Annotated in this window: 14 protein-coding genes; 10 read left to right on the top strand and 4 right to left on the bottom strand. The window is 70.2% G+C overall.

Features of this window, described 5'->3' with window-relative positions; genetic code table 11:
* Positions 1-144: 144 nt before the first annotated feature.
* On the top strand, positions 145-1,944 hold the full coding sequence (locus H0X95_RS24100) for a methyl-accepting chemotaxis protein (RefSeq protein ID WP_006494876.1): 1,800 nt from the start codon (positions 145-147) through the stop codon (positions 1,942-1,944).
* A gap of 28 nt (positions 1,945-1,972) precedes the next feature.
* On the opposite strand, the gene H0X95_RS24095 is transcribed toward H0X95_RS24100, so the two are convergent.
* Entirely contained in the window at positions 1,973-3,013 is a 1,041-nt protein-coding gene (locus tag H0X95_RS24095; RefSeq protein ID WP_080322761.1) for a sigma-54 interaction domain-containing protein, read from the bottom strand.
* 391 nt (positions 3,014-3,404) lie between these two features.
* Between H0X95_RS24095 and H0X95_RS24090 the strand changes: the two genes are divergently transcribed.
* The 4 genes from H0X95_RS24090 to H0X95_RS24075 all read left to right on the top strand — a co-directional run bounded on the left by H0X95_RS24090 (position 3,405) and on the right by H0X95_RS24075 (position 7,164).
* Positions 3,405-5,387, top strand: coding sequence for a hybrid sensor histidine kinase/response regulator (locus H0X95_RS24090; RefSeq protein WP_062885512.1), 1,983 nt, complete (start codon positions 3,405-3,407; stop codon positions 5,385-5,387).
* A gap of 65 nt (positions 5,388-5,452) precedes the next feature.
* Positions 5,453-5,863: a BON domain-containing protein gene (locus tag H0X95_RS24085; protein ID WP_080322747.1), complete on the top strand. Its 411-nt coding sequence runs from the start codon at positions 5,453-5,455 to the stop codon at positions 5,861-5,863.
* A 79-nt stretch (positions 5,864-5,942) separates the two neighbouring features.
* Positions 5,943-6,488 (top strand): hypothetical protein, encoded by a 546-nt coding sequence (locus H0X95_RS24080; protein ID WP_006491228.1) that lies wholly within the window; start codon positions 5,943-5,945, stop codon positions 6,486-6,488.
* A 49-nt stretch (positions 6,489-6,537) separates the two neighbouring features.
* Positions 6,538-7,164: a DUF4142 domain-containing protein gene (locus tag H0X95_RS24075; protein ID WP_080322748.1), complete on the top strand. Its 627-nt coding sequence runs from the start codon at positions 6,538-6,540 to the stop codon at positions 7,162-7,164.
* A 22-nt stretch (positions 7,165-7,186) separates the two neighbouring features.
* Here H0X95_RS24075 and H0X95_RS24070 read toward each other — a convergent pair whose 3' ends face one another.
* The 3 genes from H0X95_RS24070 to H0X95_RS24060 form a co-directional block, all read right to left on the bottom strand.
* On the bottom strand, positions 7,187-7,690 hold the full coding sequence (locus H0X95_RS24070; protein WP_058903113.1) for a PRC-barrel domain-containing protein: 504 nt from the start codon (positions 7,688-7,690) through the stop codon (positions 7,187-7,189).
* 100 nt (positions 7,691-7,790) lie between these two features.
* Positions 7,791-8,222 (bottom strand): CBS domain-containing protein, encoded by a 432-nt coding sequence (locus H0X95_RS24065; RefSeq protein WP_006491217.1) that lies wholly within the window; start codon positions 8,220-8,222, stop codon positions 7,791-7,793.
* Positions 8,223-8,558: 336 nt separating this feature from the next.
* Positions 8,559-8,807 (bottom strand): hypothetical protein, encoded by a 249-nt coding sequence (locus H0X95_RS24060; RefSeq protein WP_006491222.1) that lies wholly within the window; start codon positions 8,805-8,807, stop codon positions 8,559-8,561.
* A gap of 134 nt (positions 8,808-8,941) precedes the next feature.
* Here H0X95_RS24060 and H0X95_RS24055 point away from each other — a divergent pair, with 134 nt between their 5' ends.
* The 5 genes from H0X95_RS24055 to H0X95_RS24035 all read left to right on the top strand — a co-directional run bounded on the left by H0X95_RS24055 (position 8,942) and on the right by H0X95_RS24035 (position 15,040).
* Positions 8,942-9,241 carry a hypothetical protein gene (locus H0X95_RS24055; RefSeq protein WP_012493330.1) on the top strand — a complete coding sequence of 100 codons (300 nt, stop codon included), beginning with the start codon at positions 8,942-8,944 and terminating at the stop codon, positions 9,239-9,241.
* Positions 9,242-9,556: 315 nt separating this feature from the next.
* The gene (locus H0X95_RS24050) at positions 9,557-9,868 is read left to right on the top strand and encodes a hypothetical protein (protein WP_006479035.1); all 312 of its coding nucleotides are present in this window, start codon (positions 9,557-9,559) and stop codon (positions 9,866-9,868) included.
* 203 nt (positions 9,869-10,071) lie between these two features.
* Positions 10,072-10,953 (top strand): MipA/OmpV family protein, encoded by an 882-nt coding sequence (locus H0X95_RS24045; RefSeq protein ID WP_080322749.1) that lies wholly within the window; start codon positions 10,072-10,074, stop codon positions 10,951-10,953.
* A 95-nt stretch (positions 10,954-11,048) separates the two neighbouring features.
* Entirely contained in the window at positions 11,049-12,743 is a 1,695-nt protein-coding gene (locus H0X95_RS24040; RefSeq protein WP_196446235.1) for a VRR-NUC domain-containing protein, read from the top strand.
* The gene (locus H0X95_RS24035) at positions 12,740-15,040 is read left to right on the top strand and encodes an ATP-dependent DNA helicase (protein ID WP_059723457.1); all 2,301 of its coding nucleotides are present in this window, start codon (positions 12,740-12,742) and stop codon (positions 15,038-15,040) included. The genes H0X95_RS24040 and H0X95_RS24035 overlap by 4 nt, the downstream gene beginning before the upstream one ends.
* Positions 15,041-15,058: the final 18 nt, after the last annotated feature.

Genomic DNA, 15,058 nt, shown 5'->3' with positions numbered 1-15,058 from the left:
CCTGACGATCCGCCGACAGTCGCCGGCGCCTTTCGTCATACGTTTCACTGAATTGTCACAACGACCTCAAGTAAGCGGCGCGATTGCCGTTTACCCGGTGAATTCGTCCACCGGGCGTTCGCGCTCCCTTACCGAGTCGTTGCCATGTTCTCGTCCATTCGCGCCCGCATTCTCGCCGCGTGCGTCGCCATCGTCGTATTCGCGCTCGTCGCCACGACCCTGATCAACTATTTCATCGCACGCTCGTACAACGACGACGCGATCGACCGCAACCTGACCTCCGTCGCCAGCGGTCACGTGGTCGGGATCGCAGACTGGGTCGCGACCCGCAGCCGGATGATCGCGTCGCTGCAGGATGCCGCGCTGACCCCCGATCCGCTGCCGGTGTTCAAGCAGATGGCCGCGGCCGGCGGCTTCACCAACGTCTACGCCGGCTACGCCGACAAGGCGTTCCACTTCTCCGACCCGACCGGCATCCCGCCCGACTACGACCCGACCGGCCGCCCGTGGTACAAGCAGGCCGCGCAGGCCGGCAAGCCGGTCGTCACGCCGCCGTACGTCGATGCCGGCACCGGCAACCTCGTCGTCACGTTCGCGGTGCCGATCCTGCGCGACGGCGCGCTGAAGGGCGTCGTCGCCGCGGACGTGTCGATGGACAGCGTGATCGCCAACGTCAAGTCGATCCGCCCGACGCCGGCGAGCTTCGGGATGCTGATCGACAGCAGCGGCCACGTGGTCGCGCACCCGGACGCGAAGCTCACGTTGAAGCCGGTCGCCGACGTCTCGCCCGAACTCGGCTCGCTGGGCGTGGCCTCGATCGCGGCGGCGAGCGCGCCGGTCGAGGTCGGCGTCGGCGGCGACGCGAAGCTGGTGCGCGCGAAACCGGTGCCGGGCACCGACTGGTACGCGCTGGTGCTGCTCGACAAGACCGAAGCGACGGCCGGGATGCGTTCGCTGCTGACCGCGTCGCTGATCACGCTGATCGTGATCGTCGGCGTGGCGTCGCTGATCATCGGCGCGATCACCGCAACCGCGTTCCGCCGCCTGTCGCAGGTGCGCCAGGCGATGGCCGCGATCGGCTCGGGCGCCGGCGACCTGACGCAGCGCCTGCCGGCCGACGGCCGCGACGAAGTCGCCGACATCGCGCGCTCGTTCAACAGCTTCGTCGACAAGCTGAACCACGTGATGCGCCAGATCCGCGACGCCAGCGAATCGGTGCGCACGGCCGCGAACGAGATCGCGGCGGGCAACCAGGACCTGTCGTCGCGGACCGAATCGGCGGCGGCAAGCCTCGAGCAAACCGCCGCGTCGATGGAAGAGATCACCGCGACCGTCGGTCAGTCGGCGGCGGCCGCGAGCCAGGCCGACGAACGCGCGGCGGCCGCGTCGCGGATCGCGTCGCACGGCGGCGTGGTCGTGTCGGACGTGGTCGCGACGATGGGGAAGATCGAGGAGGCGTCGGGCCGGATCGGCGACATCATCGGCGTGATCGACGGGATCGCGTTCCAGACCAACATCCTCGCGCTGAACGCGGCCGTCGAAGCGGCCCGCGCGGGCGAACAGGGCCGCGGCTTCGCGGTCGTCGCACAGGAAGTGCGCAGCCTCGCGCAGCGCAGCGCGCAAGCCGCGCGCGAAGTGAAGGTGCTGGTCGAATCGACGGTCGCGAGCGTGTCGGCCGGGTCCGGCCAGGTACGCCAGGCCGGCGACACGATGCGCGAGATCGTGTCCAACGTGTCGAACGTGACGACCATCATCTCCGAGATCACGCACGCGGCGAACGAGCAGACGCGCGGCATCCAGGAAGTGAACCGCGCGGTCACGCAGCTCGACGAAATGGTGCAGCAGAACGCGGCGCTCGTCGAACAGTCGACCGCGGCGGCCACCGCGCTGCAGTCGCAGGCGAACGCGCTGGCGACGACGGTCGGCCAGTTCAAGGTTGCCTGACGCAGCGGCGGCTCGCGGGCTGCGCCGCTCACGAACCGTCCTGGTCGCGCATCAGCGCGAGCCGGTTGTAGAGCGTCTTCAGGCTGATGCCGAGGGCCTTGGCCGCGCGCGGCTTGTTGCCGTCGAAGTGACGCAGCGTCGCCGCGATGAAGTGTTGCTGCGCGTGGTGCAGCGTCGCGCCGAGCGGCAGCGCCATCGCGCCTTCCGACGTGCTGTCGACGGCCGGCACCGGCTGCTTCGGCAGCGCGACCTCGATGCCTTCGTCCGACAGGATGTACGCGCGCTCGATCGTGTTGTGCAGCTCGCGCACGTTGCCGGGCCACGAATACGCGCGCAACGCGGCGATCGCCGCGTCGGTCAGCCGCTTGTGCGAGCGATGCCGTGCGTTCAGCGTGTCGACGAATTCCCGCGCGATCGTCTCGACGTCGCCGTCGCGCTGGCGCAGCGGCGGCACGTAGATCGCGAACGCGGCGAGCCGGTAGAACAGGTCCTCGCGCAACCGGCCGTCGCGCACGGCGTCGGCCGGATTGTGGCGGGTGGCCGACACGAACCGCACGTCGAGCGGAATCGATTCGGTGCCGCCCACCCGCACGATCGTGTTCGACTCGATCGCCCGCAGCAGCTTCACCTGCAGCGCCGCGGGCATCTCCGCGATCTCGTCGAGCAGCAGCGTGCCGCCGCGCGCGGCTTCGAAGAACCCTTCACGCTGCGTGACCGCGCCGGTAAAGCTGCCTTTCTCGTGCCCGAACAATTGCGCCTCGGCCAGGTCAGGCGGAATCGCGCCGCAGTTCATCGGCACGAACGGGCCGTCGCGCCGGGCGCTCAGATCGTGCAGCCGGCGCGCGACGATATCCTTGCCGACCCCGCTTTCGCCGGCAATCATCACGCTCGCGCGGGTCGGCGCGATTTTCTCGATACGGCCGAGCAGCGCGCGCATCGCGGCGGACCGGCCGGACAGCCGGCGGTCGTCTGCGCGCTGCTTCGTCCGGTTGGCGGATTCACCCATAGGCGTTCGCGGGCCGTTTTGAAAAACGGCATCACGCATCCCGTTGATTGCAATATTTATCATCGACAGCGAAACGACCACGAAGGTGCCGCTGAATAGGAATTTCCAATGCGGGCGAGCGGCACGAAAGGAATCGCCCATCGGTTTTCCGCGCATTCGGCGCGCGACGCTCCATCCGGTCACTACCGGCGCTTTTTTACAGGAAGTCGATGAAAAAAGTGGCCGGCCGCACGGTGCGCCCGCGCGCGCCGTGAGATCGGCGACGACCTGATCGGCCACGGCCCCGTGCGGGCGCACGGTCCCGCCTGCCGTTGCCGCGAACCCGACTGCCTGCCCCGGCCAGGCACGCCGTTTGCTGACGCGTTCACGCTCGCCCGGCGCGTTCGACGGCATGCCGGATGGCCGACTGGCGGCATGCCCCGCACGACGGCAGCCGGTGCGATGCAAGGATGCAATGAGGACTCTGACCCGTGAGGTGTTGCGGCAGGGTGCATGGGTCGTGCTGGCCGTCGGGCTGGCGTCCGCGCTGCAGGCGTGGGCGATTCGGGCTGTCGGCCAGCACGCGCCCTTTGCGCCGCTGCCTTTCTACGCAGGCGTGGCGGCTGCCGCATGGCTGACGTCGTTCGCCGGCGGACTCGTCGCGACCGCCGCGAGCGTCGGCGTGATCGGCGCATTGTGGTGGCGCGACGCGCCGCTGGCGACGCTGCTGGCGCAAGCCGGCGCGTTCGTCGCGATCAGTTTCGTCGAATGCGTGCTGGTGACGGCCGTGAAGCCGCTGCTCGCGAACGATCGTCTGCGCGAGATCGATGACGACGACGGCGGCTCGTACCCGCCGCACCTCGAGCCGTCGTCCGTCGCGGCTGCGCCCGACGACGGGCTGCTGCGCCGCGTGGTCGACGCGTCGCCCGATGCGATCGTCGGGACCGATGCCGCGCGCCGGATCACCAGCTGGAATCCGGCCGCGGCAAGCATCTTCGGCATCGATACGGCCCAGGCGAACGGACGGGACATCGTCACGATGATCGCGCCACGCTGGTTGCGCCGGCATCCGGTGCCCGCATCGTTCGCGGACCTGCGCGCGCCGGTCGGGCCGCTCGACGTACTGTGCGTGCGCCCTGACGGCGGCCGTTTTCGCGCTACGTTCGCCGCGTCGCCGATCGTCGACGCGCAGGGCAACTGCACGGGCCTGTCATTGACGCTGCGCGAAGCGGGCGAACGCCGCCGCGACGAACGCCACCACCTCCGTTCGCTGCGCGGCGCCCGCGACGCGCGCGTACAGGCCGACGCGTCGAACCGGCTGAAGGACGAGCTGCTGGCGACGGTGTCGCACGAACTGCGCACGCCGCTGAACGTGATCTACGGCTGGGTCGAGGTACTGCGCAATGCCGACGGGCCGGGTTTCGTGCAGCAGGCGGTCGCCGCGATCGATCGCAGCGCACGGTCGTTGTCGCACATGGTCGCCGACCTGCTCGACGCATCGTCGCTCGCGACCGGCCGGCTGCGCCTCGAGCGCGTGCCGGTCGATCTCGTGCGGATCGTGCGCGACGCGGCGCGTGAACTCGACGCGACCGCGCAGGCGAACGGGCTCGTGCTGTCGACGGAATACGCGATGCCCGCCTGCGTGATTCCGGCGGACGGCGAACGCCTGCGTCAGGTCCTGTCCAACCTGCTGTCGAATGCGATCAAGTTCACGCCGCCGGGCGGCCGCATCAACGTTTCGCTGACGCGCGCGGGCGAACGCGTGCGGCTGTCGGTCTCCGACACCGGACAAGGCATTGCACCGGAACGCCTGCCGCATCTGTTCGAGACGTTCAGCCGGCCGGAAGGCGCGTTCACGTCGCCCAAGCGCGGCCTCGGGCTCGGCCTGTCGATCGTGCGCAATATCGCGCAGCTGCACGGCGGCGAGGTCGTCGCGACGAGCGCGGGCGCCGGGCGCGGAACGACCGTCACGGTGACGCTGCCGGCCGGCTGGGACGCCGACGATCCGGTGGGGCAGACGTCGCGCGCGCGAGGCGCTCCCGATACGGTCGCGCTCGACGGCCAGCGCGTGCTGGTGGTCGACGACGACGCAACGTCGCGGACCAGCCTCGCGGCGGCGCTCAAGACGATGGGCGCACAGGTATCGACCGCGCGTTCGGGGCACGATGCGCTCGCGGCGGTGGAGCGGCAGCAGCCGAGCGTCGTGCTGTCGGATCTCGCGATGCCGGACGGCGACGGCTACTGGCTGCTCGACCAGATCCGGCATTTGCCGAACGGCGGCGGGCATCTGCCGGTCGTGGCGGTGACCGCGCACGCCGGCACGGCCGACCGGCGTCGCGTGATGGCCGCCGGGTTCGATGCGTATCTGTGCAAGCCGGTCGACATGCCGACGCTCGCGAGCGTGATCGTCGACGTCGTACCGGACGACGCCGGCGACGGGAAGCCGCGCGACCGATAGCGGCACGCACGCGGCCCGGCGGGCCGGCCCCCTGGCCACTCGGCCGCATACGAAAAGGAGACGCGATGGACGCAACGGAAAGCATGCGGCGCGACGGCGGCTGCCGCCGGCCTGCACGCACCCGACGCAGGACGCCGGTCGTGCCGATCGCGAGCATACTGATGCTGTCGTGTGCATGGATCGCGACACCCCGCCACGCAGCCGCCGAGGAGGGCACGCGTGCGAAGCTCGCGAGCCAGGCGTCGGCCGTCGGGGGCCAGATCCGCGATGCGACGCTCGCGTCCCGCGTCCGGGCCGCGCTCGTCGCCGAACGCGGGCTGGCTTCCGCGGACATCGACGTGCAGGTTCACGATCGCGTGGTCGAACTGACGGGCAACGTGCCCGACGAGCGGCAACGCGCGACCGCGATCCGCGTCGCGCACGACGTCGACGGCGTGAGCGGCGTGCGCGACAAGCTGCAGATCCGCCGGAAGTAACGTGATGCGCGGGCCAGCGCCGGGCCGACCGGGCGTCGTACGTCCGCGGCCCTGCGCGTCACCGGGCAGGAGGTTCGACATGGACACCATCATCGCGGGCCGTTTCTCGCGGCTCGAACAGGCGGAACGCTGCGCGGAACAGTTGCGCGGCCACGCCATGCATCGGGACGACGTGAAGGTCTTCTTTCTCAATCCGCCCGGACAGCACGCGCTGTTCTGGCTCGGCGGCGACGTCTATGCGGACTCCGCAGCGCGGCCGGGCGGCCTCGGCGCGCTGGAAGGCGTGGCCATCGGTGCGGTCGTCGGGCTCGCCGGGGCCGCGCTGCTCTATCTGGTCGGGCTTCATTCGCCGCTCGCGTGGATCGGCGTGCCGCTCGTCGGCGGCTATGTCGGCGCGTTGTGCGGCGCGCTCGGCCGGATGCGCGGCGATGCGCCGGAGGGGCATGGCGCGCTCAAGCAATGCGAGAACGGCGTCGTGCTGGCCGCGCACGTGACGCGGCGCACGATCACGTTCGCCGAGCGCACGATGCTCGCGGCCGGCGCGCTGTCGGTCGAGCGTACCGAGGGCGCGTGGCACAACGGCGCGTGGACCGATTTCTTCACGTCGGCCCATCGTCCCGCGTGACGGCAAGCCGGGCGGCCGGCCCGCTCCGTCGCCCGACACGGAGGCCCGGATGACGACAATCCACCGAATGAAACCCGGCACGCGGCGGCCGATGGCCATCGTGCTGGCGGCCGCCGCCAGTATCCTGACGTCCGCGCTGTCGCACGCGCAGGCGCCGCCCGCGTCATCCGCGCAGGTCGCGCCCGGCGTCATCCGCCCCGGCCCGACCGCCGACGAGCCTGGCCTGACCCAACGACCGATCGGTATCGATGCCGAATTCGTCGACAAGGCGGGCATGATCGGCAAGGTGGAACGGCAGGCCGGCCAGCTCGCGCTCGACCGCTCGTCGAACGCGGACGTGAAGGCGTTCGCCCGCAGGATGGTCGACGATCACGCGCGTATCGCGGACGAATTGCGGCATATCGGTGCGCAAAAGGGCGTGCCGGTGCAGACGCGCATGCTCGTCGATCCAGAGGTAACGGCATTGCGGGCGAAGGACGGGCGCGCGTTCGATGCCGCGTACGTGGCGCTGGCCGGGCCCCGCGCGCACGAAGCGGCGGTCCGGCTTTACGAAACCGAGGCGAAAGAAGGCCGCGACCCGCAGCTTCGCGCATTCGCGGCCCGCACGCTGCCGACGCTGAACGCGCACCTGAGTGCCGCGCGGCAACTCGCGAAGACGGTGGCCGCCGCGCAGTGATCGGCTTTCCGGCGGGCAGGTGTCAGTGCTGCCGCGTGCCGTCCTCGGGGCCGCCTGGCGACGCCTCGTACGGCGGCGAATCGAGCGCCGTTTCGCCTTCCTCGATCAGCCAGTACGGCGAGCGGCCGTAGTACGCATGCAGTGCTTCGGCCCATTCGGGGTCCGCCATCGCGGGCCACCGGCTCTTGTCGAAACCGGGCGCCTCGCGCACACGTTCGGTGTTGACCGGCAGCACGAAACACTCGCGCTCGGCATCGAGGACGAGCGCGTTCCACGGCACCGCGAGCAGCTTGTCGCCGAACCCGAGCAGGCCGCCCGACGACACGACCGCATACGCGACCCGCCCGGCGCGCACGTCGAGCATGATGTGGGTGAGCTTGCCGACGTCGTCGCCGTCCATCGTCAGCACGCGATCGCCTTCGAACGTGCGGGCGGCCATCACGTCGGGCCCCGGCCCGCCGGCGGCCGTGCGCGGACGGGTGCCGACGATGCGCGCGGGATCGCGCGACGGTTTGTCCGTTGTCATCGAAAACCTCCTGGTCGTAGCGGCAACCCGGTGCGCATGCGAATTCGCCGCGCGGGCAATGCGCCGGGAGAACGGGCCGCGAGGTGATGAGGGACGCCGATCAACGGCGGCGCGGCAGCGATACGTCCTCGAGCGTATTGGCCAGCTCGTCGCGCGCCGGACCGCCGGCGCGCGTCGCGATGTCGCCGAGCGACACCATGCCGACCAGCTTCAGGCTGCGGTCGAGCACCGGCAACCGGTGCAACTGCACGTCGGCCATCCGCTGCTGGACGTCGCCGACGCCATCGTCCTCGACGCACCACTGCACCGGCCGGGACGCGACCGCCTGAACCGGCGTATCGGGCGAATGACCGTGCGACAGCGCCCGCACCGCGAGGTCGCGGTCGGTCACGATCGCGACGAGTTCGGTGCCGTCGCACACGGGCAGCACGCCGATATCGAAGCGCTGCATCAATTCGGCCGCATGGCGGATCGTGTCGGTCGGCGCGACGCACACTACGTCGCGCGACATGATCTCGTTGACGCGATACATGAACGCCTCCTTCGTGATCGGAACGATACGGGAGCAGGCCGCGTGCCGCGCGCGCGGCGCGCACGCCGGGCCTGGGCGGCCGGGCGACGGAGAAATTTGCCACCGCGCTTGTACATCTTCCACGGCGGCGCCGCGGCCGGTCGGTGCGGGACGTCAGTGACCGATACCCGTCACCGTGACGATTGCCAGCACCACCGCGCTTTCGATCGCGGCGAGCGCCGCGACGCCGGCCGCGCCGCTGATTTCATGCCATCTGCGTTCAAGGACTTTCATCGGATCGCTCCTGATTTCGCCGGCGCGCCGCTGCTGCCATGCACCGCGCGCCGGGTGCCGCCGTCAGCCGTGATCGCGGGGCGGGGAAGGGACGTGCGGCGCGCGACGTTCGTGCTCGCCGGACGGCTTGGCGGGGTCGATACGCGTCGCACCGCCGACGGCGGGCGGATCGCTGGCCGGGAACGTCTCCTCGAGCCCTTCGTCGATGCGCTCCTCCGTCTTGTCTTCGGACGGCGGGCGCGACGTGGCGAGCCGGAGCAGTCCGGCAGCCGGTGACACGGCGTCGCGGCGGCCGGGGGCGTGAACGGTCATGGTCAACCTCCTTGTCGATGAGAAGGCGCAAGCGCCGTACCCGCGGTGTCCGCGGCACGGCGCTTGCAAGCCGGCGAGGGCCGGGCATGCGGATACGACGCGCACGCGTCCGGTATGGACGAGAGGACATCGTGATGAATGCAGCCAGGGAAAGGATACGTTACGACGCGAACGTCTGCGGCGGCGACTTCGGCCACGTGCGCGAACGCTTCGCGACGTGGAAACGCGAATCGCTGGTCTATCGGCCGGAGCGCCGCATGTTCGACGGCAAGGACGAGGTACGCGCACTGAACGACACCGTCTACGACGGCCCGGAGCGCGCGCAGCAGGCGCTCATCGCGCGATGCGAGCCGTCCGATCCGTTCGCGCTCGCCGTGCAACTGAGCGCCGAGGGGCGCACGATGTGGCTCGTCATGGCGGCTTACGACGAATGACCGATGAACCAAACGCCCGATGGCCGCGGCGCGAGAGCAGGCACGGTGCTTGCGGGCGCTCGCCTCGCCATCGAGATGCGCGCGCCGTCGCGCGGGAGTGACATGAACACGCCATCCATGCTGCATCGCCCCGAACCGACGACACCCGACGTCGATCCGGATCCGCCACCGCCCGGACACGACGACCCGGTCGATCCGCCCGTGCCCGACGGGCTGCCGCAGGGCGATCCGCCGTCGAACCCGCCGCCGATGCGGATGCCGGGCGGAGGCCATGCGCCGCGAGCGGCCGCGCGAACCTTGAAAAGGAGGACCGACATGGACATTCACGTGCAATCGCCAGACAAGCGCGCGATCGCTCAGGTACTGGGCCGCTATTTCGAATCGCGCTCGCTGCACTATCACATCGAGGAACTGCCGGGCGGCGTGCTGCAGATCGGCTTTCGCGCCAGCGGCCGCCCGGTCGCCGTCACCGTTTCGTTCGACGATGCCGCGTACGACACCTACACGCACTGGGACGCGAGCCAGAAGCAGCTCGCGCTCGGCCGGCTCGCCGACGGCTTCTCGCGGATGATGTCGACGCGCAGTCCGGCCGCGCTCGCCGGCGACTATCACGTCGAGCGTTTCTGATTCCGCAATCATTCGCCGGCTCATGCCGGATTTCGGCAAAGTGCCCGTGTACAACGGGCGCTTTGCGTCTGCGCGCGTGTCGCGTAGGATGTCCGTTAATTCAGCGCACGCTACGTTCGCGCAGCAGGCCGCCGGCTGTTGCGGCCGATGAAGCGCGACGCGCTTTCCTTCAGGTTCGTTTCGCGCAACCGACGGAGACCGCCTTGACCCCTGTTGCTCGCCTGTTGCTGTCCCCCGGCGCACGCCGGTTCGTATCCGGCCTGTCGGCCTTCGCCGCGCTCGCCGCCGCCGGCGCCCGCGACGCGTCGGCCCAGACGCCTTCGCCGCTCGGCGAATGGCAATACACGGCGGGCGTACCGCTCCAGAAACTCTTCGATCCGAATATCCCCGCCTGGCAAGTGAGCGTCGGCGCCGCGATGACGCTGCAGCCGCGCTATGCGGGCTCCGACCGCTATCGCGTGATGGGCGGCCCGAACTTCGACATCCGCTATCGCGACCTGTTCTTCCTGTCGACCGGCGAGGGGCTCGGCGCGAACGTGTTGCGCGGGCCGAACTGGCGCGTGAGCCTGTCGGTCGGCTATGACCTCGGACGCCGTTCGGCCGACGATCTCGGCCACCTGAACGGTCTCGACAACATCAACGCGGCGCCCGTGATGAAGCTCGCGGCCGACTACGTGGTGTCGAAGGATTTCCCGCTCGTGCTGCGCGCGGACGTCCGGCGCAGCATCGGCGGGTCGAACGGCTGGACCGGCGATTTCTCCGCGTACATGCCGATGCCGGGCAGCAACGAACACTTCTTCTGGTTCGCGGGGCCGACCGTGACGTTCGCCGATTCCCGCTACATGAACAGCTGGTTCGGCGTGAACCCGGGCGCGGCCGCTCGCTCGGGGTTGCCGACCTATTCGTCGGGGGCGGGGATCAAGTCGGCCGGCCTCGGCGTGACGATGGTGTGGTTCGTGAACAAGCACTGGTTCGTGACGATGGACGGCGCGATCGAGCAGCTCGTCGGCCGCGCGGCGCGCAGCCCGATCACGCAGCAGTCGACCAACGGCGTGTTCGACATGTCGGTGAATTACCAGTTCTGACCGGGGCGGGCAGCGAAAGGGCGATGCCGCATGCGGCATCGTCCGTCACATTTGATATGATTGCGACCTGTACAAATGTACAGTGATCGATCCCCGTGACGCCTGCCTCGCCCACGCCCCCGGCGTTTTACTACCTGACCAATTTCGAACGCGCGCTGACCTGGCTCGGCGAGCGTTACGACGACCTGTTCGATGCGCACGAGCACGCGTTCGTCCGGCAGTTCGCGACGCTGCCGCAGGCGTCGCGTGCGCTGCTCGTGCGGATGCTGATGCGCAACGGGTCCGATTTCCGTGCGAGCAAGCTCGTGTACGACGAGATCGGCTGCCCGCTCGACGCCGCCGCGCCGCTCGTCGCGCTCGGCTGGGTCGATCCGGCGCCGGCGCTCACGCTCGACGAACTGTTCGCGCTGTCGACCAAGGCCGATCTGCTGCGCATCTTTCCGTCGCTCGCCGCGCATGCGGGCGAGCGCAAGTCCGACTGGCTCGACCGGCTGCGGCCCTCGCACGACGTCGCGCAACCGCTCGACGCGTGGTGCGCGCAGTGCGACGACCGCGTGCTGCGTGTGACGGTCGGCGCGCTGTGCGACCGGCTGCGGCTGATGTTCTTCGGCAATCTGCATCAGGACTGGAGTGAATTCGTGCTCGCCGATCTCGGCGTGTTCCAGTACGAAAGCGTGCCGATCGCGCCGTCGTCGCGCGCGTTCCAGCAGCGCGGCGACGTCGACGCGTATCTCGCGCTGCAGATGTGCCGCGACGCGCTCGACGCGTGGCCCGACGATCTGCCGTTCGACGACCTGATCCGCGCGCTGGACGCAATCGACTGCGCGCAACCGTGGCTCGCGACGCGCCGCGCGAAGCTGCTGTTCGCGCTCGGCCAGGCGTGCGAACGCCGTGCCGACTGGGACGCCGCGCTCGACGCGTACACGCGCAGCGCGTGGCCCGGCAGCCGGCACCGGCGCATCCGCGTGCTCGAACGCTGCGGGCGCGACGACGACGCGCTCGCGCTGGCGCTCGACGCGCGCGGCGGCTTCGAGAGTGACGAGGAGCGGCAGCGCGTCGAGCGCATGCTGCCGCGCCTGCAGCGTCGCGCCGGCCAGCGCGTCGAACGCGCGGCCGCTGCGGCCGACGTGCCGCGCGAAACGCTCGTGCTCGCGCGTCCCGACGCGTTCGTCAGCGTCGAGTTCGCGGTGCGCGACCACCTCGCGCAGCCGGCGTCGCCGGTCCACTACGTCGAAAACACGCTGATCAATTCGCTGTTCGGGCTGCTGTGCTGGGAGCCCGTGTTCGCGGCCGTGCCCGGCGCGTTCTTTCACCCGTTCCAGCGCGGCCCGGCCGACCTGCACGCGCCCGATTTCGCCGTGCGCCGCGCGGCGGCCTTCGATGCCTGCTTCGCGCAGCTCGATTCGGGCGCGTACCGCGACACGATCCGCCGGCATTTCGCGACGAAGGCCGGGCTGCAATCGCCGTTCGTGTTCTGGGGCGTGCTGACGGACGCGCTGCTCGACGAAGCGCTCGCCTGCCTGCCGCCCGAACACCTGCGGCTGTGGTTCACGCGCCTGCTCGCGGATATCCGCAGCAACCGGTCCGGCTTGCCCGATCTCGTCCGCTTCTGGCCCGCCGAACGCCGCTACGAGCTGATCGAGGTGAAGGGCCCGGGCGACCGGCTGCAGGACAACCAGACGCGCTGGCTCGCGTACTGCATCGCCCACCGCATGCCGGTGCGCGTCGTCGACGTCGAGTGGGCCGGCGAGGGCGTTGCGCACGCCGAGGCGGCGGGGTTGTCCGCATGAGCTACGTCGTCGCGGTGCGGGCGATGTGCGAGTTCACCGCGCGGCGCGGCGATCTCGACCTGCGCTTCACGCCCGCGCCGACCGCGCTCGAAGGCATTGCCGGGCACGGCGCGGTCACGTCGAAGCGCGGCGCGCGCTACGAAACCGAAATCGCGCTGACCGGCACGTGGGGCACGCTCACCGTGCGCGGCCGCGCGGACGGCTACGATCCGGTGGCGAACCGGCTCGAGGAAATCAAGACCTATCGCGGCAGCCTCGACGCGATGCCGGCCAACCATCGCGCGCTGCACTGGGCGCAGGCGAAGGTCTATGCGCACCTGATGTGCGCCGCGCGCGATCTCGCGGAAATCGACGTCGCGCTCGTGTATTTCGACATCGTGTCCGAGCGCGAGACCGTGCTGACGGAGACGCTGGACGCCGGCACGCTCGCGACGTTCTTCGCCGAGCAGTGCGCGTGCTTCGTCGGCTGGGCCGAACGCGAGACGGCCCATCGCGCCGCGCGCGACGCGGCGCTGCGTGCGCTCGCGTTTCCGCACGGACAGTTCCGCAGCGGCCAGCGCGAACTGGCGGTGGCCGTCTATCGCGCGGCACGCGACGAGCAGTGCCTGATGGCGCAAGCGCCGACCGGCATCGGCAAGACGCTCGGCACCGTGTTCCCGCTGCTGAAGGCATGCGGCGAGGGCGAGCTCGACCACGTGTTTTTCCTGACCGCGAAAACGCCCGGCCGCGCGCTCGCGCTCGAAGCGGCGACGACGCTCGGCGCCGGCACGTCCGCGCTGCCGCTGCGCGTGCTGGAACTCGTCGCGCGCGACAAGGCGTGCGAGCATCCGGACAACGCGTGTCACGGCGAATCGTGCCCGCTCGCGAAAGGCTTCTACGACCGGCTGCCGGCCGCGCGCGATGCGGCGATCGAGGCCGGACTGCTCGATCGCGATACGGTGCGCACCGCGGCGCTCGCGCACGACGTCTGTCCGTACTACCTGGCACAGGAACTCGCGCGCTGGTCGGACATGGTGATCGGCGACTACAACTACTACTACGACGGCAGCGCGATGCTGCACACGCTCGCGCAGCAGAACCAGTGGCGCGTCGGCGTGCTCGTCGACGAAGCGCACAACCTGCTCGATCGCGCCCGCAAGATGTACAGCGCGTCGCTCGATCCGTTCGCGTTCGCGGCCGCGCGGGAAGCCGCGCCCGCCGCGTTGCGCAAGGCGTTCGACCGGCTCGCCCGCGCGTGGGGCACGCTCAATCGTGCGCAGGCCGAACGCTATGCGGCCTATCCCGACGTGCCGGGCCCGATCGTGTCGGCCGTGCAGAACCTCGTCGCGGCGATCGGCGAACACCTGACCGACGCGCCGCGCGCGAACGGCGACGCGCTGCTGCGCTTTCACTTCGAAGCAATCCAGTTCGGCGTGCTGGCCGAAGCGTTCGACAGCGCGTCGATCTTCGACGCGACGCTGCACGGCGAACCGATGCCGCGCCAGCCCGTGCTCGACGGCGTCGCGGCGGCCGGCCGCCGGCGCCGCGTCCAGTCGACGCTGTGCGTGCGCAACGTGATCCCGGCCGGTTTCCTGGCGCCGCGCTACGCCGCCGCGCGCGCGACCGTGCTGTTCTCCGGTACGCTGAGCCCGTTCCATTTCTACCGCGACACGCTGGGGCTGCCCGGCGATACGGGCTGGCTCGACGTCGACGGGCCGTTCCGCGCGGAGCAACTGACGGTGCGCGTGGCGAGCCACGTGTCGACCCGCTGGCGCGACCGCGATCGCTCGCTCGAACCGATCGCCGACCTGATCGCCGCGCAATATGCGACGCGCCCCGGCAACTATCTCGGCTTCCTGAGCAGCTTCGACTATCTCGGGCGCGTGGTCGCGCTGATGCAGACGCGCCATCCGGACGTCCCCGTGTGGGCGCAGGCGCCCGGCATGGCCGAAAGCGAGCGCGATGCGTTTCTCGCGCGCTTCGACGCGGGCGGACGCGGCGTCGGTTTTGCGGTGCTGGGCGGGGCGTTCTCGGAAGGCGTCGACCTGGTCGGCGAGCGGCTGATCGGCGCGTTCATCGCGACGCTCGGGCTGCCGCAGGTCAACGACGTCAACGAGCAGATGCGGCGCGCGATGGACGCGCGCTTCGGCAACGGCTACGACTACATGTACCTGTATCCGGGGCTGCAGAAGGTCGTGCAGGCGGCCGGGCGCGTGATCCGCACCGAGCACGACGAGGGCGTCGTGCATCTGATCGACGACCGTTACCGGCGACGCGAAGTGCGCAATCTGCTGCCGCGGTGGTGGCGGATCGGGTGACGGCGTTGCCGGTCGTCG

The organism is Burkholderia sp. 9779_493 (assembly GCF_015712215.1).
In the GTDB taxonomy this organism is placed as follows: Bacteria; Pseudomonadota; Gammaproteobacteria; order Burkholderiales; family Burkholderiaceae; genus Burkholderia; species Burkholderia cenocepacia.
Note: the sequence above shows the minus strand (reverse complement) of the source record. Positions and strands in the feature narration are given on the sequence as shown.